Here is a 23,742-nt window from a genome sequence, read left to right as displayed (position 1 = left end):
AAGACTGTCATCCCGAGCGTAGCGAGGGACCTTTGGGGATCAGTAAAGGTCCCTCGCTACGCTCGGGATGACAATTTTCCGCTTTCGAGATTGAGCTGAAGGAGAAGACCATGACCGACGCATACATTTACGACGCCGTCCGCACCCCGCGTGGCAAGGGCCGCAAGGACGGATCGCTCCATGAAGTGACGCCGGTGCGCCTGGCCGTCACCGCGCTGCAGGCCCTGCGCGACCGCAACACTCTCGACACGCACCTGGTCGATGACATCGTGCTGGGCTGCGTCATGCCGATCGGCGAGCAGGGCGCCGACATCGCGCGCACCGCGTCGGTGATGGCGGGCTATGCCGAGACCGTGTCGGGCGTGCAGGTCAACCGCTTCTGCGCCTCCGGCCTCGAAGCCACCAACATGGCGGCCGCGCAGGTCATGTCGGGCCAGAGCCAGGCCGCGATCGGCGGCGGCGTCGAGAGCATGAGCCGCGTGCCGATGGGCTCGGACGGCGGCGCCTGGGCGGTCGATCCGGCCGTGGCGATCCCGATGTACTTCGTGCCGCAGGGCGTTTCGGCCGACCTTATCGCCACCAAGTACGGCATGAGCCGCGACGACGTCGACAGCTATGCCGTCGAGTCGCAGAGGCGCGCCAAGGCCGCCTGGGATGCCGGCTACTTCAAGAAGTCGATCGTGCCGGTGCGCGACCAGAACGGCATCGAGCTGCTGGCCCATGACGAGTTCCTGCGTCCGACCACGACCATGCAGACGCTGGCCGCGCTGGAGCCCAGCTTCAAGATGCAGGGCGAGATGATGCCCGGCTTCAACGCGGTGGCGCAGCAGCGCTATCCCGAGGTCGAGAAGATCAATCACGTGCACCATGCCGGCAACTCGTCGGGCATCGTCGACGGTGCCGCCGCGATCCTGGTCGGTTCCAAGGAGTTCGGCGAGAAGGCGGGGCTGAAGCCGCGCGCCCGCATCCGCTCCTTCGCCTCGATCGGCTCGGAGCCGGCGATCATGCTGACCGGCCCGGCGCCGGCCTCGGAGAAGGCGCTGAAGCGCGCTGGCATGTCGGTGGGCGACATCGACCTGTTCGAGCTGAACGAGGCCTTCGCCGCCGTCGTGCTGCGCTACATGCAGATCCTCAAGATGCCGCACGACAAGATCAACGTGAACGGCGGCGCGATCGCCATGGGCCATCCGCTGGGCGCCACCGGCGCGATGATCCTGGGCACGCTGCTCGACGAGCTCGAGCGCCGCAACCTCTCGACTGGCCTCGCCACGCTGTGCGTCGGCGGCGGCATGGGCACCGCCACAATCATCGAGCGCGTCTGAGAAACCTCGACCCATTGCCCACCCTTCGAGACGGCCGCTGCGCGGCCTCCTCAGGGTGAGGCAGTGGCTCTAGAAAAATCCTCACCCTGAGGAGCGAGCAGAGCGAGCGTCTCGAAGGGTGGCCACGGGAAGAATTCGGAGACCAACCATGATCAACTACAACGTCGACAGCGACGGCATCGCGACCATCACCTGGGACATGCCGAACCGCGCGATGAATGTGCTCAACGAGGCCTCGATGACGGCCTATGCCGGCGCGCTCGAGACCGCCCTGAAGGACGAGAAGGTCAAGGGCATCATCATCACGTCGGGCAAGGACAGCTTCATCGCCGGCGCCGATCTCGAGATGATCCTGGGTCTCGACACGTCGGACGCGTCGAAGCTGATGGAGCAGTTCAGCCAGCTGCAGAAGATGTTCCGTCGCCAGGAGACCGGCGGCAAGCCGATCGTGGCGGCGATCAACGGTACGGCGCTGGGCGGCGGCTTCGAGATCTGCCTGGCCACGCACTACCGCATCGCCGCGGCCAACCCGAAGACCAAGGTCGGCCAGCCCGAGGTGAAGATCGGCCTGCTGCCGGGCGGCGGCGGCACGCAGCGCATTCCGCGCCTGATCGGCGTGCAGAACGCCGCGCCCATCCTGCTCGAAGGCAAGGATCTCACGGTCGACGCCGCCAAGGGCCTCGGCCTGATTCACGAGGTCGTGCCGGCCGGCGAGCTGCTGGCCCGGGCCAAGGCGTGGCTCGTGGCGCCGGCGACCGAGCAGGTCGTGCCGGAATATGCCGGCAAGGGCGCCAAGGCGATCGACGGCCGCGCCGTGCAGCCGTGGGACCGCAAGGGCTTCAAGGTGCCGGGCTTCCCCGGCGGCCAGGTGTGGAGCCCGCCGGGCGTCATGACCTTCATCGGCGGCAGCGCCATGGTGCGCGGCAAGACCAACGGCGTCTATCCGGCGCCGAAGGCGATCCTGAGCTGCGTCTACGAGGGCCTGCAGCTGCCGTTCGACGCCGCGCTCAGGGTCGAGACGCGCTACTTCGTGTCGCTGCTGCGCGATCCCGTGGCCAAGAGCATGATCCGCACGCTGTTCTTCGGCCTGCAGGAAGCCAACAAGCTGGTGCGCCGGCCCAAGGGCGTGCCGAAGCAGGACTACAAGAAGATCGGCGTGCTGGGCGCCGGCCTGATGGGCGCCGGCATCGCCACCGTCTCGGTGCAGGCCGGTCTCGACATCGTGCTGATCGACCGTGACCAGGCCGCGGCCGACAAGGGCAAGGCCCATATCGCCGACGAACTCGCCAAGCTGGTGAAGCGCAAGCGCCTCGACCAGGCGAAGGCCGACGCCATGCTGGCCAAGGTCACGGCGACGCCGGACTTCGGCGCGCTCGCCGATTGCGACCTCGTGATCGAGGCGGTGTTCGAGAACCGCGAAGTGAAGGCCGAGGCCACGAAGAAGGCCGAGGCCGCGCTGCCGAAGACCGCGGTGTTCGCGTCGAACACCTCGACCCTGCCGATCACCGGCCTCGCCGAAGCCTCGTCGCGGCCCGACCAGTTCATCGGCCTGCACTTCTTCTCGCCGGTCGAGAAGATGCCGCTGGTCGAGATCATCGTCGGGCATAAGACCTCTCAGGAGACGCTCGCGCGGGCTCTCGACTACGTCCAGAAGATCCGCAAGACGCCGATCGTCGTGAACGACAGCCGCGGCTTCTTCACCTCCCGCGTCTGCGGCGCCTTCATCAGCGAAGGCCATCGCATGCTGAAGGAGGGCATCCCGGCCGCCATGATCGAGAACTGCGCGCGCTACGCCGGCATGCCGGTGGGCCCGCTGTCGCTCAACGACGAGGTCGCCATCGACCTGTCGTGGAAGATCATGGACCAGACCCGGCGCGACGCCGAGGCGTCTGGCCAGAAGTTCGAGGGCGGCGGCACCGAAGACATCCTCGAGCTGATGGTCAAGAAGCTGGAGCGCTTCGGCCGCAAGAACGGCAAGGGCTTCTACGAGTATCCGGCCGACGGCAAGAAGCGCCTGTGGCCGGAGCTGGAGAAGTACTTCCCGGCCGATCCGGCGCTGCTCTACGGCGAGGGCGAGGACAAGCGCGCCAAGGAAGACGAGATCAAGAAGCGCCTGCTCTACGTGCAGGCGGTCGACACCGCGCGCTGCCTCGAGAGCAACGTGCTCACCAACCCGCAGGACGGCGACGTCGGCTCGATCATGGGCCTGGGCTTCGCGCCGCAGACCGGCGGGGCGATCAGCCTGATCGACCAGGTTGGCATCGAGACGTTCGTCGCCGAGTGCGACGCGTTCGCCAAGAAGTACGGCGCCCAGTTCGAGGTGCCGAAGCTGCTGCGCGACATGGCCGCCAAGGGCGAAAGCTTCTACGGCAAGTACCAGCCGGCGAAGGCGGCCTAACAGGGCTGCATCGCTTGCACTGACGCGGCGACACGGCAATTATCCCTCCCTCAAATCTGGAGGGAATTGCCGTGGACGCCAAGGAAATCGCCGCACTCGCCGACCGTATCGTCGAAGGCCGCTGCTCGAAGACGACGATGGACTGGCTTGCGGATGCCACGGCGAGCCTCTCCGAGGCCGATGCCTACAAGGTGCAGTTCGCGGTCCACGACAAGCTCGAGGCCGCCGGCTGGAAGCTCGCCGGCTGGAAGGTCGCGTTCGCCGTTCCGGCCCAGTACGAGCCGCTGAAGCTCTCGGGCCCGGCCTTTGCCGGCATCTACACCAGCGGCATCCGCCAGAGCGGCGCGGTGTTCGAGAAGGGCTGGCCGCTCAAGGCCGGCGTCGAATGCGAGATGGTCGCGCGCATGGCCAAGGACGTGCCGGCCGGCACGGAATACACCGCCCAGTCGATCCAGGATTTCGTCTCCAACCTCTATTGCGGCATGGAGGTGGTCGAGAACCGCTACGGCGACGCGTCCAAGCTGGGCGGCCCGGGCCGCATCGCCGACGACGTGCTGCAGGCCGCCTGCATCGTGGGCACCGAGATCAAGGACTGGCAGAAGACCGACTTCGCCAACGTGAAGGGCCGCTCCGAGTTCGAAGGCAAGGAGATCGGCGCCGGTCCCGGCAGCAACGTGATGGGCGGCGCGATGATCTCGCTCGCCTGGCTGGCCAACAAGCTGATCGCCAACGGCAAGCAGCTGAAGGCCGGCGACATGATCCTGACCGGCTCGGTGCACCCGCCGCAGTTCCTGCCGGCCGCTGGCGTCGCCAAGACCGAGTTCGTCGGGCTGGGCGGCGCAGAGATCACCGTCAAGTAAGAGCAACCCTCGAGCCGGAGGCGGGCATGGTGAAGCCGATCGTGAACCTCGACGACGTGACGTTCGACGATGTCGAGGAGGACGGCCTCTACACCTCCCGCCGCGCCCGGGTCAGCGACGCGATCGGCGCCCGGAACCTCGGCTACAACCTCACGGTCCTGCCGCCCGGCAAGGCCCAGTGCCCGTTCCACAGCCATCACGGTGAGGAGGAGATGTTCCTCATCCTGGAGGGGGAGGGCGAATTGCGGTTCGGCGCGGAGCGCTATCCGATCCGCCGTCACGACGTCATCGCGTGCCCGCCGGGCGGCGCCGACGTGGCGCACCAGATCATCAACACCGGCACGGCGCCCCTGAAGTATCTCGCGCTGTCGAACCGGGTCGCGGTCGACGCCTGCGAGTATCCGGATTCCGGCAAGGTGTCGATCGTCGCCGGAAATGGCGGCTCCACGAAGCTCTGGAAGATGTTCCGCGCGGAGAACACGGTCGACTATTACGACCGCGAGAAGAAGTAGCCTCGCCAACGGGGCGAGGTCAGGCGCCGCGGCCGCTGGCAAGCAGGCGATCGAGATGCGCCGTCTCGTCTGACCAGCCGCCCGGTGGCCAGGGCGCCGACGGGTCGATCGGCTCGCGCAGGGGCGTGGACGGCACCTCGTCACCCTCCAGCATCTCGACGTCGATCCTGAAATCCTCGTCCTGCTCGAAGCCGTGCCAGTGCTGGAACTCGCCATAGGCACGACGACCGTCGCGCAGCCGCAGCACGAACCCCGCCGTGCTGTCGTGCATGTCGCCATACGCCCAATAGCGCTCGACCCTCTCGATGTCGGCCGGCGAGAAGCCGTGGCTCTCGCCGTCGAGCACGTCGAGCGCATGGCCCAGTTCGTAGAATCCGTGAATCCGCACGGACCATCGTATCAAATGTTTCAGTGCCGGCCCGGCCCTTGCCTCCAGGAGGCAGAGAACATATCATGAACATGAAGTTGAGGAGGAAGCCGTGGCCGGATCTTTCGCGAGGACGAGTGAGATGTTGGGGGCAGGGCGGTCCCTGCTGTTCCGGCCGCAACAGGGCGTCTCGCGGCTGGGAGTCGACCGCCTCCTGAGACGTCATGCCGGCATTCGTCGTAAGGAACCGCGCGTCACCGACCGTCTGTTCTTCGCGGTCGTGCCGGATGCAGAGACGGCGGAGACGATCGCCGAGCGCGCCGCCGCCTGGCGGGCCCGGCACGGCCTGACGGGCAGGCTGCTGAAGGCCGCGCATTTCCACGTCAATCTGGCGCCGCTGCACGAGGGCATTGGCTTGCCCGATGCCGGCGAGATCGCGGACTGGGTGGCGCGCGCCCGGGAGATCCCGATGCCGTCCTTCCGTGTCGCGTTCGATCGGCTGACGAGCTTCGCCAACGGCGCCCTGGTGCTGACGGGAGAGGAGGCGACCATTGGCCTCGAGGTGCTGCAGCAGCGCCTGAGCGATGCGCTCGACGATACGCCGCGGCCGGCGCGCCGCTACACGCCGCACGTCACCCTCCTGCACGACGGTCGCCACGTCGAGGCCGAGCCGGTCGAGCCCATCGCCTGGACCGTCCGCGAAGTCGCGCTCGTCCACGGTCGAGCCGGCCAGACGACGCACCGCTGCCTGACGCGACTGCCGCTGGGCTGACCCTTCCCGGAAGGACGTTCGCGACGCGCCATGATTACGGTGAGGCCGACCGACCGGCTGTTCTTCGCCGTGCGTCCCGACGCCGAGGCGGTGGAGGCGATCTGCAGCGCCCGGCGTAAGCTATGCGAGAAGGCCGGCCTCGCGGGACCGGAAATCCCTCCGGACCAGCTTCACGTCACGTTGTGGCGTGTCGGCGACTACGTGGTGCCCCCGACGTCCGAGGACATCTACGCGATCGTGCGGCAGGCCGGCACCATCGAGATGCCGCCTTTCCGTGTTTCCTTCGGATGTGCGCAGTCGCTCAGCCGAGGGACGCTCGTGCTCTCTGCCGGCCGGGGCAGCGCCGACCTCGAAACACTCTCTACCCGGCTGCGCGATGCGCTGAATCCGGCCAGCGCGGAAAGAAAGCGCGCCTTCCGGCCTCACATGACGCTGATGAGGAGCGACAAGATCCTGCCTGAGCGCCGCATCAGGGCGACCGGCTGGACGGTGCGCGAGATCGTCCTCGTGCACAGCCTGCTGGGAAAGGCGACGCACCGTCCTGTCGGGCGCCTGCCGTTGAGGACACGGCAGTTGCCGTTGCCGGGATTCGATTTCTGAGCGTCCGCCTTCATGTACGCCGTGACCGGGGATGCGGACTACGCGCCTGCCATCATCGCCTGCTGCAAGCAGGAGACGTGTTAAGGCGAGGGTGACAGCCTTCAGCCGGGCTTCGGTGGCACGAAGACTTGGCAAGGTGAAGGCGACATCCAAGTGCCACCGCGCTAGGTACCGCCCAGGGGGCTACCCGGCGATCTTCGCGCCGAGTAAGATTCCTATGCCCGGCACAACCAGCTTCGCAAAGAGTTGTTCGGCGCACAGCGGGAGACCGACGGCGCCTGAATCCGTCGGCTCAAGACCTAGATGGAAGAGCGCAACCACTGGATCATCGAGGGCGACGCCGCCCATAAGGCCGGGGGCACAAAAGCGCGGAGGGCATGCTGACGCCGGCAATGCTCGACAAGCCAAAGTTGATGGTACCGGGCCGCGCGCCCATGGACGGCGAGATGAGCCTGCCGGTCGGCAAGGCGGCCGATCGTCTTAGCGGCCTCAATCGCACCGTGGCGCCGGGCGTGCACTCGACGACGTCGACCGGGCATCGCGAACTTTCGCAAGCTCGGCAGCATGAATGCCGTCGACAAGCGGCAGATCGCGCCTCGCAGAGAAAGTTCACGGCGCGGGGATGTGAACCATCGGTAAGCTGGAAGCGTGAGTGGGTACCCTGCGAGGCCCAATCGAGCCTTCCTACCAAAGCGTCTGAATAGGATTCGGATCATCTTTAAGTGTGCGCCAATCGAAGTCATAGATATCTGAGGCGGGCCAGTGCGTCGGAAATTTCACGCTGAAGAAGCCGCCTATGCCGGGCTCAAAGCCGGCGTACCTGGGGTCGTCGATTGAGGCACCGATTGAGAATGCTCCGGAAAAATCGTTGTCAATAAACTGTGCTGCTAACAAAGCCTGGAGAGCGCATATGGCATCTACCAAATGCTCAAATGAAGCCTCTGCAAATGCGGAGTGGCGGCTGTGCTTGGAGTTATTGTAAGCTTGATACCACGCTAGTTTCCCTGAGCTACGCCAAGATAAGAACGGCCTTCTAATAGAATGTGTGCCGCGCCAGCTGGGAAGCTTCACTTCGAAGTGTGACAGCCCATGCGTTGGCTCGAGATCGTTATAGTTTGTGATGTTCCAGTCCCGCGCCGAGGCCTTCTTGTAGTTGTTCTCTAAGAGGATAGCCCTGCAGTTCGCTTCGAACTCTACGCAGGCGCGCAGGAGCAGCGAATGGATACGGATTGAAAAGCAGGGAAGATTCGTATCGGCGGGCTCGATGAACTCGAGGAGATCTCGAAAGTCCTTCTCGATCACGAGATACGAGCGGATAAACTGATCCGGCTCGGAAGCGAAAGCAGGATGTAAAACATACTGCCAATGACCGTCAGATGTGTAACTACCAGCCCTGTGCATTCGTGCAGTTCTCTTGAAGGGCTTGGCAATCGGCATTCCGTTTCTCCAGTCCTGCATCTCGCGAGCTTGTGAGGATTACGTTCCTGGCTCAAGAGAAAGCGATTGTTGCGCGTAACCAACGAGTCCCCTTGAGAGGGTGGAAATCCGGCAAGCGCTCGTCACGGTGCGGATAGAACGGACGACACGCTGGGTAGGGCGATGCAGGGCAGGTGACCTGAGTGGCATGGCGGGCCAATCCGGGATCCGACGTTCGAGGCGGAAAAGAATGAACGCCTTAATCAGGGCGCCGGAGCCAAAATTCAATCATCGTCCGCCTTTCCTTGTATTAACCCTAGAGCATCACGGTACAGGAACGGAACCCAGAATGTAGGCTCATCGCGGGTGCCCCTTTTCTCAAAGAAGCCTACCTCGACAAGACCGGTTGCGCGCTCAATCGCTGTTCGTTCATCAGTTTTCCAGATAGCTGACAAGGCAGCTGGAGTTTGTTCAGCTTTTTCGCCTGCCAGCTTTTCCAAGTATGGCCGCTCACTTGGATATTCCGCATACAAGTACTGCTGCAGCCGGTAATTGGAGACCGTCGGAAGAGCCAGCTTGAAAACCGACCTATCGAATAACTGATCGTCAGAGGGTGCCAGGCCTCCCTGCTCAAGTCTCTTGATCTCCTCGTCTCTCACGCAGTTGAGAAGGTAGATGACTTCGCGAGGCGCCGTTTTTCCAGTGCCATCCCGGCAACGCCCAATGACCCATTTAAACGTGGTGAGCTTCCGCGCGCCTTGGTCGACCTGAGGAGGGAAGAGACGAGCAAATAGCGCATCCTGTTTGCGGCTGTCTTGCAGCACGTCAATGCGATCTATTCCGAACTCCGAGAGTAAAATCTGGTTGCTTAAAAGCCGTCGCATAATGAGGTTGAGAAGCGCTGGTTCAGTCCAGTCCAACACCACGACTTTGACAATGTGAGTTGCTTCTCTAAATCCTCCTACAGTGATGCGCTTCCAAATATCTTCACGAAGAAAGATCTTCAGCGATATATGGTCGAGAGAACGGATGTCGGCGTAAACCCGAATCAGCGCGCGAAGGGCATTTGCTTCAAGCTGATGATTTTCCGTGAAAGCAACATCCAACCGATCGAGCAGCACCCATATGCCAAAACCGGCCTCTGCTACAGCTTTGTCCAGCTCCGCTAGGAGCGTGTCCGCCGAGATAAAGCCAGCCGTGCGAAGATCACTGGTCGGTTCCTTTAATACGATTCGGCCAATCACCCCAGAAGGCATCTGGGTCGCGGGATCAAGCTCGATGCCTCCTTCTATCGCTTCCGCTTGGATGATGCGCTTCGCATAATCCTGTGCTCGACGCAGGACTCCTTTAAGCGTGAACTCACGCTCAAGGAGCTTCGCATCTTCTAGTGCTTTATAGGCGACGTTCGCATGAGCATTCTTGATACTGAATTCCCGCAGTCGTTGGGCGATGATGGTGGCTAAGTAGAGCTTCCAGAGAGCAATAAACTCCACTTCGCTAGTTGGCGGTTCGCTGCCCAAATCTCGAAAAACCGTCTGTCCTCGTGGGTTCTCTCCTGCCACCAGCAAAATGCCACGATCAAAAAACTCGTCAGCTTTTGCCATCAGCAGTGAGTAGATGGCGCTTTTGCCAGCACCCTTTTCCCCCCGAACGAAGTCTATTTTTCCTTCCGCGATTCGCTGCCATTGATCCGTCTCGACGAAGTATCCGGCCAAGTCGTTAGTTTCCTCTTCAGCGACTTGAGTGCCGAAGGTGAGAGCCTTCAATAGAGACAATCTATCCATAGTGTCCGCTCGCTCGGAGTGTTGGCGATCTAAGGAATACACGCTTCTGGAGACGCCGCCGAATTAATTCATTTGGTCCATCGCGTCTTCTTCTGGGGCTCGGGGCGCGGATTGACGTGAGAGCGGCAAACACTGGAAAGACCGGCGGCACTGTTTGGAGGGGAGATTTCCGGAACTGAGGCTACGTGAGGAGGATCGCTGCCGCTATGGTTCCCCAACATTGATGGCCGGGATCATCTCGAAGCCGGCGGCGATCGATGAGCTAAACCGGTGAAAACCATCGTAGAGGCGATGGGAGAAGCGGTCGTCGGCTTGAGGGCGGCGACTTCGATCGGCAGAACGCGGTGAAGCATTTCAAGTACGAGCCGCGCGGCAAGAAGCGGCTGCACAAGCGGCCCAATCCCGGCGAGGTGAAGCGCTATCGCTGGTGGCTGCAGCGCGAGCTGTCCTTCGTGCGGCCGAAGCTCGTGGTCGCGATGGGCGGGACGGCGCTGCTTGGTCTGACCGGCAAGCCGCTGTCGGTCCTCAGGTCACGCGGTCCGATCGCCTTCGACGGGCTGCCGGGCTATGCGACGGTGCACCCGTCCTTCCTGCTGCGCCTGCCGGACGAGGCGGCGAGGCAGGAGGCCTACAAGGCCTTCTGCGACGACCTGGTTGCGGTGCGCCGCCTGATTGTGGCGAATGGAAAATAGCTCGTTCCGCTGCGCATCCACGCTTCCACAAAGTCCTCGCCCTGAGGAGCATCGCGCAGCGATGCGTCTCGAAGGGTGGGAACGCGCACCTTGCCTGTTGGCCATCCTTCGAGACGCCGCGCCAGGCGCGGCTGCTCGGGATGAGGCAAGTGCTTGAATCGATTCAATTCATTTCCGGCCAGACTCTCAGGATGAGGTTTTGACCGGTGGCGAAGAGATTTAGTCCGCGGCCTTCTGGTCGAGGAATTCGAGCGTGCCGTCGCTGCGCTCGCCCTTCAGGTAGCGGAAGGTGCCGGCGCCGGTGGCGAGCAGCTCGTTCGCCTGGTTGTAGATCTCGGTCTCGGCGGCGAAGGTGCTCTGGCTGGTCGAAGGGCGCCAGGCGCCCAGGATCGCGAGCACGTCGCCTTCGCGGCCGGCCTTGATGAACTGGGTGGTGAAGGCCAGCGTCACGGAGAGGCGCCGTGCCGTCGCCGTCTCGTTGAAGGTGCAGGCGAAGCCGCTCGCCGAATCGAGCAGGGTCATCAGCACGCCGCCGTGCAGCAGGCCGTTGGCGTTGCAGAGCTCGGCGCGCACGTCGAGGCGCATCTCGACGAAGCCGGGGCGCCACGCCACGACCTGATGGCCGATCACGCCATTGAAGCCGCGGAACACATACGGAGCGACCGGCCGTGCGTCGGCCGGTCGTTGTATAGCCATGTCTCAAATGCCTCGAGAAGAGGGGGCGCGCCTAGCGGCGCGCCATCGCCGACATCGGCGCCCGATGACCGTTGGCCATCATCGGACGCAGGGCCGGACCGGCCGAAGCCGTGATGGCCGGCTGAGCCGCCATGCCGGTGCGGATGTCGCGCGCCACCTTGACCAGGCGAGGACCCCAATCGGCTTCGAGACGGTCACGGCTGATCTGGTAGATCGGCGCCGAGGCGTTGACGGCATAGGCCGCGGTGCCATCGGAATTGCGCAGGGGAGCGCCGACGCCGCAGAGTTCGGGCAGCCATTCGCCCCAGGTGACGCAGAAGCCGCGGTCGGTCAGTTCCTTGAACGAGCGCTCGAGGCCGGTCTTGACCTTGGTCCAGTCGTCGCGCCAGCGGCGGCGGATGGCATCGATCTGCTTGTTGCGGTCGACGTCGGGCAGCGTGAACAGGTAGGCGCGGCCCATCGCCGTGCTGGCCATCGGCACGCGCGTGCCGACATCGTGGGTGATCGCCACCACGGACGGGCCGCGGCAGGCTTCGAGGTAGATCATCGAGTGACGGTCGCGGCCGCCCAGAGCGGTCGAGGCGTTGAGGGCGTGCGCAAGCTGCTCCAGCGGCTGACGCGAGGCGCGGCGGACGTCCATGCTGGAGATCGCGGCATAGCCCAGCGCCAGGACCGAGGCGCCCAGCTCGTACTTCCGGAAACGGCGGATGTAGTTCAGGTAGCCCAGCTCGGTCAGCGTGTGGGTGAGGCGCGCGACGGTCGGCTTCGGCAGGCCGGTACGGTGGGCGATCTCCTGGTTGCCCAGCATGCCCTCGCCGGCGTGGAAGGCGCGCAGGATGTCGAGGCCGCGGGCCAGCGCCGTGACAAACTGGCGATCTTTGCTGCTCGACCCCTCGGCGAGGCCGTTCTCGATCGAGCTCTGGAAGGCCGCGGTCCGCGTTACGAGATGACTGACATTGCCCATCGGCGTCTGCTCCTTTTGGTAAATGGCCGTTTATTTCTTTGCGGAGCGGAACCTGCCATCGCCTCACCCGTACCGCAATGCATGAGAGCGGGTTTTGACCTGCGAACGTGCAAAGCGGCCATGTCACAGGTGCGTGAATTGGGTATCATCAGTTGCACTCGCGCAGTTCTGCTCTCTGATTCGGGAATTTTCGGCCTATTTCCGTGACGCGGGCGGCATCTTTCGACATGTTCGCCGCGGCCGGGTACCATCCGGACCAACCCCTTCGAGAGGCAAGAATTGGCCAAAGAACCTACACTGCCCAAGGATATTACGGCGCTTTCCTTCGAGGATGCGCTCAAGGAACTGGAGGGCATCGTCCAGCAGCTGGAACGCGGCCAGGTGAAGCTCGACGAGGCCATTTCCGCCTACGAGCGCGGCGCCCTGCTGAAGCGTCACTGCGAGCAGCGGCTCGCCGAGGCCAAGATGAAGGTCGAGAAGATCGTGTTCTCCGCCGACGGTTCGGTCGCGACCCAGCCCGCAGATCTCGGCTGATCCAAGCCCATGCCCTTGTCGTCGCATACCCGGTTCGACGCTGCACTTTCGTTCGCGGCCCAGTCCGTCGAGCGCACCATGGAGCGCCTGCTTCCGACCGGTGAAACGGGCGAGGCGCGCGTCTTCGAGGCGATGCGCTATTCGAGCCTGGGCGGCGGCAAGCGGCTGCGTGCCTTCTTCGTGCTGGCCGGGGCCACGCTGTTCAAAGTGGGCTCTCTGTCCGCCCTGAGGACGGCCAGTGCCCTCGAGTTCGTGCACGCCTATTCGCTGATCCACGACGACCTGCCGGCAATGGACGACGACGATCTCCGGCGCGGAAAGCCGTCGTGCCACCGTCAGTTCGACGAGGCGACCGCCATTCTGGCGGGCGACGCCCTGCAGGCGCTGGCTTTCGAGGTGCTGGCGCACGAGGAAACCCATGGCGATCCCGCCGTGCGTTTGACCCTGATCGCCGAACTGGCGAAGGCTGCCGGGGCGCGCGGCATGGTGGGCGGGCAGATGCTCGACCTGCTGGCCGAGCAGGAAGGCTCGGATCAGTCGATCGGGGCCATTACCCACCTGCAACGATTGAAGACCGGGGCGTTGATCTCGTTCTCGTGCGCCGCCGGCGCCGTTCTCGGCAAAGCCGGCGACCATGCGCGGTCGGCGCTTTCCATGTATGCCCACGATCTGGGCCTCGCCTTCCAGATCGTCGACGACCTGCTCGACATCGAAGGCAACGCGGCCGAACTGGGCAAGACGCCGGGCAAGGACGAGGCGGCGGGCAAGGCCACGTTCGTGTCGATCCTGGGTGTCGAGCGTGCGCGGGCGCAGGCAGGGATGCTGGCGCGACAGGCGGCCGCGCATCTCGAGCCGTTTGGCGAGGCGGCGGATTTGCTAAGGCAAGCCACAGAATTCGTCGTGGCGCGTCGCAGCTGAAGTTGGGGCGCGGCTCGCCGTGCAGGAGTATGATGTTTCGATGACCGGTCAGAGTACGACGCCGCTGCTCGATACCGTCGACGTTCCCGCGGACCTCCGCCGGCTGCGTCCGGAGCAGCTTCCCCAGCTTGCCGAGGAACTTCGGCAGGAGACGATCTCTGCCGTGTCCGTCACCGGTGGCCATCTCGGGGCGGGGCTGGGTGTCGTCGAGCTCACCGTCGCCCTTCACTACGTGTTCGACACGCCGAGGGACCGGCTGATCTGGGACGTCGGCCATCAGGCCTATCCGCACAAGATCGTCACCGGCCGTCGCAGCCGGATCCGCACCCTGCGCCAGGAGGGCGGACTTTCCGGCTTCACGCGCCGTTCCGAGAGCGAGTACGATCCGTTCGGCGCCGCCCATTCCTCGACCTCGATCTCGGCTGGCCTCGGCATGGCCGTGGCGCGCGACCTGTCGGGCGGCTCGAACAACGTGATCGCCGTCATCGGCGACGGCGCGCTCAGCGCCGGCATGGCCTACGAGGCCATGAACAATGCGGGCGCGCTGCGTTCGCGGCTGATCGTGGTGCTGAACGACAACGACATGTCGATCGCGCCGCCGGTCGGCGCCCTCTCGGGGCATCTCTCGCGGCTTCTATCCGGCCGGCCCTACGTCACCCTGCGCAATCTCGGCCGCACCTTCGCCGAGAGCCTGCCCAAGCCGCTGGAGCTCGCGGCCAAGCGGGCCGAGGAATTCGCGCGCGGCTTCGTCGCCGGCGGCACACTGTTCGACGAGCTGGGCTTCTACTATGTGGGCCCGGTCGACGGTCACAATCTCGACCATCTGCTGCCGGTCCTGAAGAACGCCCGCGACAGCCAGCTCGACAAGCCGATCCTGGTCCATGTCGTCACCAAGAAGGGCAAGGGCTACGCCCCGGCCGAGGCGAGCGCGGACAAGTACCACGGTGTCGTGAAGTTCGACGTCATCACCGGCAAGCAGTCCAAGCCGATCGCCAACGCGCCGCAATACACCGCGGTGTTCGGCAAGGCGCTGATCGCCGAAGCGGAAGCGGACAAGAAGATCGTGGCGATCACCGCGGCGATGCCCTCGGGCACCGGCCTCGAAAAGTTCGCCGAGCGCTTTCCCGAACGCACCTTCGACGTGGCGATCGCCGAGCAGCACGGCGTCACCTTCGCCGCCGGCCTGGCGACCGAGGGATTCAAACCCTTTGCGGCGATCTACTCGACCTTCCTGCAGCGCGCCTTCGACCAGGTCGTGCACGATGTCGCGATCCAGAAGCTGCCGGTGCGCTTCGCCATCGATCGTGCCGGGCTGGTCGGCGCCGACGGCGCCACCCATGCCGGTTCCTTCGACGTCGCCTATCTCGGCTGCCTGCCTGATTTCGTGATCATGGCCGCCGGTGACGAGCTCGAGCTGATGCACATGGTGGCGACGGCGGCGCAGATCGACGACCGTCCCTCGGCCTTCCGCTATCCACGCGGCGAGGGCGTCGGCGTGGAGTTGCCCGCCCGGGGCACGCCGCTCGAGATCGGCAAGGGCCGGATCGTGCGCGAGGGCACCAAGATCGCCATCCTGAATTTCGGCGCGCGTCTCCAGGAGTGTCTGGTGGCGGCGGAGGATCTCGGCGCCAAGGGTCTCAGCACCACGGTGGCCGACGCCCGCTTCGCCAAGCCGCTCGACACCGACCTGATCCGCCGTCTCGCGCGCGAGCACGAGGTGCTGATCACGATCGAGGAGGGCTCGGTCGGCGGTTTCGCGAGCTTCGTGCTGCAGTATCTCGCGACGTCGGGTCTGCTCGATCGCGGCCTCAAGGTGAGGCCGCTGGTCCTGCCCGACCGCTTCCTCGATCATGCCGCGCCGGCCCGGCAGTATGAATGGGCCGGGCTCAACGCGCCGCAGATCGTGGCCACGGCGCTGGCCGCCCTGGGACAGTCCTCGGAGCGCGCGCGGGGCTAACCGCGCGGATCGATGGGCGTGAGACGCGGGGCGTGCGCCTCGATGACCTCCGCCGCGTCGAGGCAGAGATCCTCGCGGAAGCGGGCGGCGATCACCTGAACGCCGACCGGCGTGCCATCCGCAAGGCCCGTCGGCACCGAGACCGAAGGATAGCCCAGCACGGGCGTCGCGAGCAGGCAGTGCTGCGCCGCCATCATGCGATCCACCACCGGCTGGTCCTGCAGATCGAGCCCGTCGGGGAACGGCAGGACGTGCGACACCGGCACGACCGCGACTGCATATTCAGCGAAGAACAGCGACCAGGCGCGCATCAGGGCGAGACGCTGGCCGAACGCATCGAGCAGACCGCCGGCATCGACTTCCGGCACGTAGCGCAGATGGCCCTCGACGTTGCGCCGCGCCGCCGCATCGCCCAGCGCCTGGACGGTGGCCACGAAGCCCCGCCGCTCGTCGTTGACGACCATCCGGTGCCAGAGCTCGGCCGCTTCGCCCAGCTGCGGCGGTGCGATCTCCTCGACCTCGTAGCCCGCCGCTTCGAGGGCTTTGCCGGCCGCGACGATCGCGGCGCGCACCTCGGGCACGACGTCATCGAACGGGGCGGGCGCGAGGGCGGCGCGCAGCCGACGGGACGGCGCGGGACCGACGAGCGGCGCCGGCACCCAGTTGGGATCGCGCGCATCGCCCATCGCCATGGCGGCGAAGGCGAGGCGCAGGTCCGCCACGGTGCGGGCGAGGGGGCCCTGAACGGACATGAGCTGCGCCGTGATCGGCCGTTCGGCGGTCGAAGAGGGGTTGAAGGCCGGCACGCGGCCGGGCGTCGGCCGCAGGCCCGCCACGCCGCAGGCATAGGCGGGGTAGCGGATCGAGCCGCCATAGTCGTTGCCGTGCGCAATGGCGCCCATGCCGGCGGCGAGCGCGGCGGCCGCGCCGCCGCTCGATCCGCCCGGTGTCAGGCCCTTGCCCCACGGGTTGCGCGTCGCGCCGTGCAGTTCGTTGGCGGTGAACCAGCGATGCGAAAAAGCGGGCGTGTTGGTGCGGCCGACGATGACCGCGCCGGCCCGGCGCAGGTTGGCGACGACCGGACTGTCCTCGGTTGCCACCAGGTCGCGAAAGGCCACGACTCCGTTGGTGGTGGCGCGGCCCTTGGTGTCGACGTTGACCTTCACCGTCATCGGCACGCCATGCAGCGGCCCGCAGGCGGCGCCCCTGCGGCGGGCGGTGTCGGCCTCGCGCGCGGCCTGCAGCGCCTCGTCGGCCATGACGTCGACCACGGCGTTGACCTGCGGATTGACGGCCTCGATGCGACCCAGGACGGAGCGGGTGGCGTCCTCGCTCGAAATCGCGCCCCGTGCCATCGCCTGCGCCAGGTCGACCGCCGACCAGCGCCAGAGTTCGTCCGTCATTTCACATCTCCCCGAAAGCGTAGGAGAGCGAGGATAAAGCGAGATGGTTTGGCGTTCGACGCCCAATTCTTTCACCGCCCCCGTCTTACGGGGGAGGAAAGCAATTCTTGTCAGTCCTTGGGCTGCGGCACGATGCGCAGGTAAGGCTTCGGCGCCTTCCAGCCGTTCGGGTACCTCGCCTTGGCGGCCTCGTCCGAGACGGCCGGGACGATGATCACGTCCTCGCCCTTCTTCCAGTTCACCGGCGTCGCCACCTGGTGCTTCGCGGTGAGCTGGCAGGATTCGAGCAGGCGCAGCACCTCGTCGAAGTTGCGGCCGCTGCTCATTGGGTAGACGAGCATCGCCTTGATCTTCTTGTCGGGGCCGATGATGAACACCGAACGCACCGTGGCGTTGTCGGCCGCGGTGCGGCCATCCGACGTCGTGCCCGCGCCTTCGGGCAGCATGTCGTAGGCGGTCGCGACCTTGAGCTCGGGATCGCCGATCATCGGGAAGGTGACGGCATGGCCCTGGGTCTCCTCGATGTCCTTGGCCCACTTGGAGTGGTTGGTCACCGGATCGACCGACAGGCCGATGATCTTGGTGTTGAGCTTGTCGAACTGCGGCTTGAGACCGGCCATGTAGCCGAGCTCCGTGGTGCAGACCGGCGTGAAGTCCTTCGGGTGCGAGAACAGGATCGCCCAGCTGTCGCCGATCCACTTGTGGAACTCGATCGGACCCTGGGTCGTCTCGGCCTTGAAGTCGGGCGCGGTCGAATTGATGCGAAGCGTCATGGTGAACTCCTCCGGTTTGCGGCCCGCACCTCAACCCTTCCGCCGAGCGCGGTCAAGCCTTGGCAGGAATCCAGCTCGCCAGGCCCAATCCACCATCAACTTCTACTGTCGTACCCACCACGTAACGGCCAAATCTTTCCGAGAGAATGGCGACGGCGACCTGGGCGATGTCGTCGGGCGTGCCCGCGCGGCCGATTGGAATCTGCGAGACCAGCTCCGCGAGATTGTCCGCCACGAAGCCGCCGCCCGGAATCGCGCCCGGCGCGATCGCGTTGACCCTGATGCCGTCCGGCGCCAGCACGCGCGCCAGTTCCTTCATGACCATCGTCATGCCGGCCTTCGAGGCGCTGTAGTGCGCCAGGTTGCGCGGCGTCTCGCGGTGCTGCGAGGTGACCAGGATCATGCGGCCCTTGATCCCGTTGTCGCGCATGTGGCGACCGGCTTCGCGGGCGAGGAAGAATCCCGAACGCAGGTTGATGTCGGTCATCCGGTCCCACGTCTCCTCGCTGACCGACAGCGGCGTGTCGACCTCCAGACGGCGCGGGCTCGCGGCATGGACGAACAGCGAGATGGTTCCGAGCTTCTTGACCGCCCCGTCGAGAAGGTCCTTCCATCCGTCCTTCCTGGAAAGGTCGGCTTGCAGGAAGTCGATGCCATCCTCGGCGGGCGGGGCGGCGATGTCGCTGCCGAGCACGATCGCGCCCTCGGCCTTCAAGGCCTTCGCGATCCCGCGACCAATGCCGCCGGCGCACCCGGTGATCAGGGCGCGCTCGCCCTCCAGAAGTTTCATGCTCATGCCCGGCATGCTAGCAGGTCCTCGAAAGGGAGACAGTATTGGCTAAGACCCGATTGGACGTGGCGCTGGTCGAGCGCGGGCTCGTGGAAACGCGGGCCGCCGCGCAGCGACTGGTCATGGCCGGGCTCGTCTTCTCGAACGACCGGCGGCTGGAGAAGGCGGGTCAGCCGGTCGCCGAGGATATGCCGATCGAGGTCCGGGGCCAGCTTCATCCCTATGTCTCGCGCGGCGGGCTGAAACTCGAGAAGGCGCTGGATCATTTCGCGATCCCGGTGACCGGCCGGATTGCGCTCGATGTCGGGTCGTCGACGGGAGGCTTCACCGACTGCCTCCTGCAACGCGGCGCGGCGAAGGTCTATGCCGTGGATGTCGGCACCAACCAGCTCGCCTGGAAGCTGCGCACCGACCCGCGCGTCGTATCGATGGAGAAGACCAACATCCGCGACGTCACGCGCGCGGAAATTCCCGATCCGATCGACCTCGTCGTCTGCGACGCCTCGTTCGTCGGACTTCGGCTCGTGTTGCCGGCCGCACTCGCGCTTGCGGCACCGGGTGCGAATCTCGCGGCCCTCATCAAGCCGCAGTTCGAGGTCGGCAAGGGCCGCGTCGGCAAGGGCGGTATCGTGCGCGAGCCCGAGTTGCACGCCGAAGTCGTCGAGACGATCTCGGACTGGCTGGCCCAACAGGAGGGGTGGCAAGTGCTCGGCGTGACCGAAAGCCCGATCACCGGTGCCGAAGGTAACAAGGAGTTCTTGATAGCTGCCCAGTTGTCATCAACCAATCCAACCTCATCCTGAGGAGGTCGCGAAGCGACCGTCTCGAAGGATGGGCAACAGACGTGGTGCTCGTGCCCACCCTTCGAGACGCGCTCCTGCGGGGCGCTCCTCAGGGTGAGGTGGTTTGTGAGATGCTCGCTATGAGTCTATCGCGCCAGCAATGACTAGCGAACCGCGCAGGTTACCCTGAACTTGCTGTTGTCGGCCAACGTCTCGAACGACGCGAAGTGCGTCTTCAGCAGGGGCTCATAGGGTAGGCCGCGATTGGCGACCATGTAGAACCGGCCGCGTGGTTTGAGGGCGCGGGCGGCGGCGGCGATGAAGCCCTGGCCGAGAGCGGGTTCGGCAGCGCGGCCGGCATGGAAGGGCGGGTTGCAGACGATCGCGTCGTAGGTCGCGGGCGCTGCTTCTTTGATCAGATCGAGCCAGTGGAACGTCGCGCGCGGGTCGGGGACATTCGCACGAGCCGCCTCGACGGCGCGATGCTCGGCGTCGATGGCGTCGATCGCGGTGACGGAAGGGCATGACGCCAGGACGTGCCGCGTCAGGAAGCCCCAGCCACAGCCGAAATCGGCGACGCGGCCCTCGATGTCCGTGGGCAGGTGCGCGGCGAGCAGGGTCGAACCGTCGTCGATACGATCCCACGAGAAGACGCCGGGCTGGCTCAGCCATGAGCCGTCGCCGACCGGCCGCAGGGTGGTAAGGCTGCGCCAGTATTCCGGCGGCGTGCGCTCGGCCTTCGCGAACCAGAAGACGCGGCTGTGGAATTTCGAGAGGGAATCGACGCCGCCGAAGGCCTTGCCGACATGCTTCTCCAGGCTCGCGGCCCCGTCGTCGTTGGCGCCCGCGCAGACGAGCGTTCCGCCGGGGGCGAGCAGGTCCCAGCCGCGCGCGATATTGGCGAAGTTCTCTTCCTTATGCTTGGTGAGCAGGATGAGACCGAGCTCGTACCCGCCAGTTTCAAGTCGCGGCATCGCCATCGCGAGGCGCAGGTAGGCCGGCCGGAACGACTGCTCCGCGTCGATCTCCGCGAAGGGCGGATCCTCGGCGCGCAGAAAGAACGCCCGCCTTGCGGCGAGCGCTCCGGTGTCGAAGGCGTGGGCGAGGGCGCGTGTCGCCTGGCTCACGGGACGAGGACGGCCCGCCCCATGATCAGGCCCTTGCGCAGTTCCTGCAGCGTCGTGTCGGCCTCGTCGAGCGTGCGCTTGACGACCGGCACCGGCGTCACCTTGCCCGCCGTGACGAGGTCCATCATCTCCTTCATCTCGCCCGGGCTGCCGGTGACGGAGCCAACGATCTGGCAGCCGGTGAAGGCGAACATCGGCATGGGCAGCGAGAAGGTGCCGCCGAACAGGCCGACGACGACCAGTCGGCCGCCGCGGGCCAGCGCCTTGACGCCGAACTGCGCGGTGCTCTCGGCGCCCACGAAGTCGATCGCGGCGCCGACGCCGGTACCGCCGGTCAGTTCGAAGACCTTCTTGCGGGCATCCTTGTCGCGCGGATCGATGGCGGCGAGCGCGCCGTTGTCGAGCGCGAGCTTGCGCTTGTTCTCGTCGATGTCGGCCACGATCGGCGCATGACCCAGCACCGACTGCGCGAACCGGACACCCATCAGGCCGACGCCGCCGGCACCGATCACCAGGATGGGCTTGCCGGCATCCTCGCCGACCGCCTTCTTGACGGCGCTGAAGGCGGTGATGCCAGAGCAGGCATAGAGGCAGGCCAGCTCGGTCGGGATGTCGCCATAGGGATAGAGATACTTGGCGTCGGGGACGAGGACGTGGTCGGCGTAGCCGCCGTCCTTGTTGACGCCGAGCGCACGCGGCGCGGGGCAGAGATGCTCTCGGCCGTTGCTGCAGTACCAGCAGGTGCCGCAGCCGATCCACGGATAGACCACCGCCTTGTCGCCGACCTTGGCGCCCTTGGCGTCGGGACCCAGCGCCACGACTTCGCCCACGATCTCGTGGCCCATGGTGCGCGGCGGGTTCATCGTCTTCTGCGTCGACACCTTGTTGCCGCCGCCCATGTCGAAGAAGCCTTCCCACAGGTGCACGTCGCTGTGACAGACGCCGGCCGCCGTGACCTTGACCAGCACCTCGGCGCCCTGCGGCGCGGGATTGCTTTCCTCGACCTTCTGCAGGGGCTGGCCGAATTCGACGACCTTGTAGCTCTTCATTGGGACTCTCTCCGTTGCGGACCGGGGCGGACATTAAGACGAAAGAACGGGTCGGGCCAACCGATCCTTAGGGGCTGGCATGACCGATGAATCGCTCCGGCGGTCCGTCCCCCCATTGCGACCGGAGGCCTGCCTCGGCACTGACGAGATTGCCGCCATCGCCCGCATTCAGGCGGTCGGTGTCGGCCCAGCGCTCGTGCACGCGCCCCCAGGGATCGCTCCAGTAGTCGTAGACCTGGCTGCCCAGCAGGTGGCGTCCGATGCCCCACACATGATCGTACTTGCCCAGCCGCTCGAGATACTCGTGGTCCTGGAAGACGCAGTCGATGTCCTGCACCTCGTAGGAGACGTGGTGCAGGCCCGCTTTTGTGTTGTGGTTGCAGAAGAACACGTGATGGTCGACGTAGGCGTCGCCGCGGTCGAGCCGGTTGAACGAACCGATGATATTGTCCTTCGCGCCGGCATAGACGTCATCGGAGCGGATCATGCCCAGCGTCTCGCGGAACCAGGTGACTGTCTCCGTCACCTTCGGCGACCCGAGCACGCCATGGCCGATGCGCTGGATCGATGTCGGCGAGGTGCCGAGCCGCATCACCCGGCCAACCCGGCGTTCCGGCTCGCGCGCGGTGTTCTGCTCATCGCGAACGACCCGGACCGGTTCGACCCGCTTCTGTCCGGCCACCACTTCGATCTGATAGCCGTTGGGTTCGGTGAGGCGCACGCGTCGGCCGCCGCCGGGTTCGTCGAGGGACTCGATGTCCGAGGCGCCGGGCAGCTTGGTGAGCCGCTTCAGATCTTCCTCGTCCTCGGCGTGGTAGGCGAAGCCGATGAACTTCGTTCCTCCCTTGTGCGTGACGTGCAGATGATGGTGATCGTCGGTGCCACGCATGTAGAGCGCAGTCGTTGTGCGTTCGGCGCGGATGAGGCCGAAATGTATGAGGAACTCCTCCATCTCGTCGAGGTCGGGTGCTTCCATCCGCGGCCAGGCAAATTCCGCTGCCTTGATGACGGCCATTGCTTCCTCCGCTTTTTGGAGGAACGCTAGCCCCATCAGGCGATCCTGAAAAGGGACCGAGGGAGAGAGAGAAGTGAAGATCTGCTATTTCAACGACTACCGGCTGGGCGTCATCACGGGAGACCAGGTCGTCGACGTGACGGATGCGGTGAAGGACATCCCGCATCTCGACGCGCGCGACCTCATCATCGGGCTCATCGCCCGGTGGGATGCCTACAAGGCCAGGGTCGAGAAGGCCGCCGCCGAGGGCAAGGGCGTGCCCGTGTCGGGCGTGAAGCTGCGTCCGCCGGTCCCGAAGCCCGGCAACATCGTCTGCATGGCGGTCAACTACATGGAAGACGGCACCTTGCCGGAGAAGCCGGCGATCAACGCTTTCCACAAGGCCGCGACGGCGGTGATCGGCGACGGCGACACGATGGTGTTGCCCGATGCGCCGGCCACGATCTTCGAGGGCGAGGCGGAGATGGCGCTCATCATCGGCACGCGTGCGACGCGCGTCGCGCAGGCCGACGCCTTCAAGCACATCTTCGGCTACACCTGCTTCATCGACGGGTCGGCCCGCGGCCTGCCGCCGCCGGGCAACGTGTTCTTCCAGATGAAGTCGCGCGATACCTTCGCCCCGATCGGCCCGTGCATTGTCACCGCCGACGAGATCGCCGATCCGCAGAATCTCGACATCACGCTGACCAACAACGGCACGGTGATGCAGAAGTTCAACACGTCCGACATGGCGCACCACATCCCGCGCATCATCGAGTGGGTGAGCTCGATCCACACGCTGGAGCCGGGCGACATCGTCGCCACCGGCACCAACCATCGCGGTCTCCACTCGTTCATGGACGGGGACAAGATCGAGCTGACGGTCGAGAAGATCGGCACGCTGAAATTCGGCGTGAAGGACGAGCTGAAGCGCACCTGGGCCCGCACCACGCGCCTGCAGCACAAGGAGAAGGGCGGCGAGGGTCCGCACACACCGCAGCTCACGGGCAAGTACGCCAAGTAGGTTGGCCC

22 protein-coding genes and 1 pseudogene are annotated in these 23,742 nt (G+C 65.4%); 12 read left to right on the top strand and 11 right to left on the bottom strand.

Features of this window, described 5'->3' with window-relative positions; genetic code table 11:
* Positions 1–110: 110 nt before the first annotated feature.
* From ACO07K_RS13425 to ACO07K_RS13410, 4 genes are all read left to right on the top strand, one after another.
* On the top strand, positions 111–1,322 hold the full coding sequence (locus ACO07K_RS13425; protein WP_422036431.1) for an acetyl-CoA C-acetyltransferase: 1,212 nt from the start codon (positions 111–113) through the stop codon (positions 1,320–1,322).
* A gap of 148 nt (positions 1,323–1,470) precedes the next feature.
* A complete protein-coding gene (locus tag ACO07K_RS13420; protein ID WP_422036430.1) occupies positions 1,471–3,720 on the top strand; it encodes a 3-hydroxyacyl-CoA dehydrogenase NAD-binding domain-containing protein in 2,250 nt (749 codons plus the stop codon).
* 71 nt (positions 3,721–3,791) lie between these two features.
* Positions 3,792–4,580, top strand: a complete 789-nt coding sequence (locus ACO07K_RS13415; RefSeq protein ID WP_422036429.1) for a 2-keto-4-pentenoate hydratase — start codon at positions 3,792–3,794, stop codon at positions 4,578–4,580.
* Positions 4,581–4,606: 26 nt separating this feature from the next.
* Entirely contained in the window at positions 4,607–5,092 is a 486-nt protein-coding gene (locus tag ACO07K_RS13410) for a cupin domain-containing protein (protein WP_422036428.1), read from the top strand.
* 19 nt (positions 5,093–5,111) lie between these two features.
* On the opposite strand, the gene ACO07K_RS13405 is transcribed toward ACO07K_RS13410, so the two are convergent.
* Positions 5,112–5,480, bottom strand: a complete 369-nt coding sequence (locus ACO07K_RS13405; protein ID WP_422036427.1) for a hypothetical protein — start codon at positions 5,478–5,480, stop codon at positions 5,112–5,114.
* Positions 5,481–5,571: 91 nt separating this feature from the next.
* Between ACO07K_RS13405 and ACO07K_RS13400 the strand changes: the two genes are divergently transcribed.
* Both ACO07K_RS13400 and ACO07K_RS13395 read left to right on the top strand, forming a co-directional pair.
* Entirely contained in the window at positions 5,572–6,231 is a 660-nt protein-coding gene (locus ACO07K_RS13400; protein WP_422036426.1) for a 2'-5' RNA ligase family protein, read from the top strand.
* A 39-nt stretch (positions 6,232–6,270) separates the two neighbouring features.
* Positions 6,271–6,831: a 2'-5' RNA ligase family protein gene (locus tag ACO07K_RS13395; protein WP_422036425.1), complete on the top strand. Its 561-nt coding sequence runs from the start codon at positions 6,271–6,273 to the stop codon at positions 6,829–6,831.
* A gap of 684 nt (positions 6,832–7,515) precedes the next feature.
* On the opposite strand, the gene ACO07K_RS13390 is transcribed toward ACO07K_RS13395, so the two are convergent.
* Together ACO07K_RS13390 and ACO07K_RS13385 are read right to left on the bottom strand one after the other, a co-directional pair.
* Positions 7,516–8,268 (bottom strand): hypothetical protein, encoded by a 753-nt coding sequence (locus tag ACO07K_RS13390; protein WP_422036424.1) that lies wholly within the window; start codon positions 8,266–8,268, stop codon positions 7,516–7,518.
* A 263-nt stretch (positions 8,269–8,531) separates the two neighbouring features.
* Positions 8,532–10,013 (bottom strand): P-loop ATPase, Sll1717 family, encoded by a 1,482-nt coding sequence (locus ACO07K_RS13385; protein WP_422036423.1) that lies wholly within the window; start codon positions 10,011–10,013, stop codon positions 8,532–8,534.
* 323 nt (positions 10,014–10,336) lie between these two features.
* Here ACO07K_RS13385 and ACO07K_RS13380 point away from each other — a divergent pair.
* Positions 10,337–10,723 (top strand): annotated as a pseudogene (locus ACO07K_RS13380) (uracil-DNA glycosylase family protein); the annotation flags it as partial.
* A gap of 219 nt (positions 10,724–10,942) precedes the next feature.
* Here ACO07K_RS13380 and ACO07K_RS13375 read toward each other — a convergent pair.
* Entirely contained in the window at positions 10,943–11,419 is a 477-nt protein-coding gene (locus tag ACO07K_RS13375) for a PaaI family thioesterase (RefSeq protein ID WP_422036422.1), read from the bottom strand.
* 31 nt (positions 11,420–11,450) lie between these two features.
* A complete protein-coding gene (locus tag ACO07K_RS13370) occupies positions 11,451–12,383 on the bottom strand; it encodes an IclR family transcriptional regulator (protein WP_422036421.1) in 933 nt (310 codons plus the stop codon).
* A gap of 279 nt (positions 12,384–12,662) precedes the next feature.
* On the opposite strand from ACO07K_RS13370, the gene ACO07K_RS13365 reads away from it, so the two are divergent.
* From ACO07K_RS13365 to dxs, 3 genes are read left to right on the top strand one after another with little or no spacing between them, the layout of a single operon-like run.
* Positions 12,663–12,917 (top strand): exodeoxyribonuclease VII small subunit, encoded by a 255-nt coding sequence (locus ACO07K_RS13365; RefSeq protein ID WP_296322317.1) that lies wholly within the window; start codon positions 12,663–12,665, stop codon positions 12,915–12,917.
* Positions 12,918–12,926: 9 nt separating this feature from the next.
* Positions 12,927–13,835, top strand: a complete 909-nt coding sequence (locus ACO07K_RS13360; protein WP_422036420.1) for a polyprenyl synthetase family protein — start codon at positions 12,927–12,929, stop codon at positions 13,833–13,835.
* A 40-nt stretch (positions 13,836–13,875) separates the two neighbouring features.
* Positions 13,876–15,792: a 1-deoxy-D-xylulose-5-phosphate synthase gene (gene dxs, locus ACO07K_RS13355; RefSeq protein ID WP_422036419.1), complete on the top strand. Its 1,917-nt coding sequence runs from the start codon at positions 13,876–13,878 to the stop codon at positions 15,790–15,792.
* On the opposite strand, the gene ACO07K_RS13350 is transcribed toward dxs, so the two are convergent.
* The 3 genes from ACO07K_RS13350 to ACO07K_RS13340 all read right to left on the bottom strand — a co-directional run bounded on the left by ACO07K_RS13350 (position 15,789) and on the right by ACO07K_RS13340 (position 18,764).
* Positions 15,789–17,195 carry an amidase family protein gene (locus ACO07K_RS13350; protein WP_422036418.1) on the bottom strand — a complete coding sequence of 469 codons (1,407 nt, stop codon included), beginning with the start codon at positions 17,193–17,195 and terminating at the stop codon, positions 15,789–15,791. The two genes, dxs and ACO07K_RS13350, sit on opposite strands and share 4 nt — an antisense overlap.
* Positions 17,196–17,305: 110 nt before the next feature.
* Positions 17,306–17,968, bottom strand: coding sequence for a peroxiredoxin (locus ACO07K_RS13345; protein ID WP_422036417.1), 663 nt, complete (start codon positions 17,966–17,968; stop codon positions 17,306–17,308).
* A gap of 52 nt (positions 17,969–18,020) precedes the next feature.
* On the bottom strand, positions 18,021–18,764 hold the full coding sequence (locus tag ACO07K_RS13340; protein ID WP_422036416.1) for an SDR family NAD(P)-dependent oxidoreductase: 744 nt from the start codon (positions 18,762–18,764) through the stop codon (positions 18,021–18,023).
* A 38-nt stretch (positions 18,765–18,802) separates the two neighbouring features.
* Here ACO07K_RS13340 and ACO07K_RS13335 point away from each other — a divergent pair, with 38 nt between their 5' ends.
* Positions 18,803–19,561 carry a TlyA family RNA methyltransferase gene (locus ACO07K_RS13335; protein WP_422036415.1) on the top strand — a complete coding sequence of 253 codons (759 nt, stop codon included), beginning with the start codon at positions 18,803–18,805 and terminating at the stop codon, positions 19,559–19,561.
* Between the two features lie 143 nt (positions 19,562–19,704).
* On the opposite strand, the gene ACO07K_RS13330 is transcribed toward ACO07K_RS13335, so the two are convergent.
* The 3 genes from ACO07K_RS13330 to ACO07K_RS13320 all read right to left on the bottom strand — a co-directional run bounded on the left by ACO07K_RS13330 (position 19,705) and on the right by ACO07K_RS13320 (position 22,731).
* A complete protein-coding gene (locus tag ACO07K_RS13330; RefSeq protein WP_422036414.1) occupies positions 19,705–20,667 on the bottom strand; it encodes a class I SAM-dependent methyltransferase in 963 nt (320 codons plus the stop codon).
* The gene (locus ACO07K_RS13325; RefSeq protein WP_422036413.1) at positions 20,664–21,716 is read right to left on the bottom strand and encodes an alcohol dehydrogenase; all 1,053 of its coding nucleotides are present in this window, start codon (positions 21,714–21,716) and stop codon (positions 20,664–20,666) included. Before ACO07K_RS13325 ends, ACO07K_RS13330 begins: the two co-directional genes overlap by 4 nt.
* Positions 21,717–21,783: 67 nt before the next feature.
* Entirely contained in the window at positions 21,784–22,731 is a 948-nt protein-coding gene (locus tag ACO07K_RS13320) for a hypothetical protein (RefSeq protein WP_422036412.1), read from the bottom strand.
* Positions 22,732–22,804: 73 nt separating this feature from the next.
* Here ACO07K_RS13320 and ACO07K_RS13315 point away from each other — a divergent pair, with 73 nt between their 5' ends.
* Positions 22,805–23,734 (top strand): fumarylacetoacetate hydrolase family protein, encoded by a 930-nt coding sequence (locus ACO07K_RS13315; RefSeq protein ID WP_422036411.1) that lies wholly within the window; start codon positions 22,805–22,807, stop codon positions 23,732–23,734.
* Positions 23,735–23,742 lie beyond the last annotated feature (8 nt).

The sequence above is a fragment of the Reyranella sp. genome (assembly GCF_965228225.1).
Lineage (GTDB): Bacteria > Pseudomonadota > Alphaproteobacteria > Reyranellales > Reyranellaceae > Reyranella.
This window is presented reverse-complemented; position numbering and strand designations above follow the sequence as displayed.

What these genes read in the sequence shown, in the direction of transcription:
- ACO07K_RS13425 (WP_422036431.1), top strand. Translation starts at nt 111, where the DNA reads ATGACCGACGCATACATTTACGACGCCGTCCGCACCCCGCGTGGCAAG.
- ACO07K_RS13420 (WP_422036430.1), top strand. Translation starts at nt 1,471, where the DNA reads ATGATCAACTACAACGTCGACAGCGACGGCATCGCGACCATCACCTGG.
- ACO07K_RS13410 (WP_422036428.1), top strand. Translation starts at nt 4,607, where the DNA reads ATGGTGAAGCCGATCGTGAACCTCGACGACGTGACGTTCGACGATGTC.
- ACO07K_RS13390 (WP_422036424.1), bottom strand. Translation starts at nt 8,268, where the DNA reads ATGCCGATTGCCAAGCCCTTCAAGAGAACTGCACGAATGCACAGGGCT.
- ACO07K_RS13375 (WP_422036422.1), bottom strand. Translation starts at nt 11,419, where the DNA reads ATGGCTATACAACGACCGGCCGACGCACGGCCGGTCGCTCCGTATGTG.
- ACO07K_RS13370 (WP_422036421.1), bottom strand. Translation starts at nt 12,383, where the DNA reads ATGGGCAATGTCAGTCATCTCGTAACGCGGACCGCGGCCTTCCAGAGC.
- ACO07K_RS13360 (WP_422036420.1), top strand. Translation starts at nt 12,927, where the DNA reads ATGCCCTTGTCGTCGCATACCCGGTTCGACGCTGCACTTTCGTTCGCG.
- dxs (WP_422036419.1), top strand. Translation starts at nt 13,876, where the DNA reads ATGACCGGTCAGAGTACGACGCCGCTGCTCGATACCGTCGACGTTCCC.
- ACO07K_RS13350 (WP_422036418.1), bottom strand. Translation starts at nt 17,195, where the DNA reads ATGACGGACGAACTCTGGCGCTGGTCGGCGGTCGACCTGGCGCAGGCG.
- ACO07K_RS13345 (WP_422036417.1), bottom strand. Translation starts at nt 17,968, where the DNA reads ATGACGCTTCGCATCAATTCGACCGCGCCCGACTTCAAGGCCGAGACG.
- ACO07K_RS13340 (WP_422036416.1), bottom strand. Translation starts at nt 18,764, where the DNA reads ATGAGCATGAAACTTCTGGAGGGCGAGCGCGCCCTGATCACCGGGTGC.
- ACO07K_RS13325 (WP_422036413.1), bottom strand. Translation starts at nt 21,716, where the DNA reads ATGAAGAGCTACAAGGTCGTCGAATTCGGCCAGCCCCTGCAGAAGGTC.
- ACO07K_RS13320 (WP_422036412.1), bottom strand. Translation starts at nt 22,731, where the DNA reads ATGGCCGTCATCAAGGCAGCGGAATTTGCCTGGCCGCGGATGGAAGCA.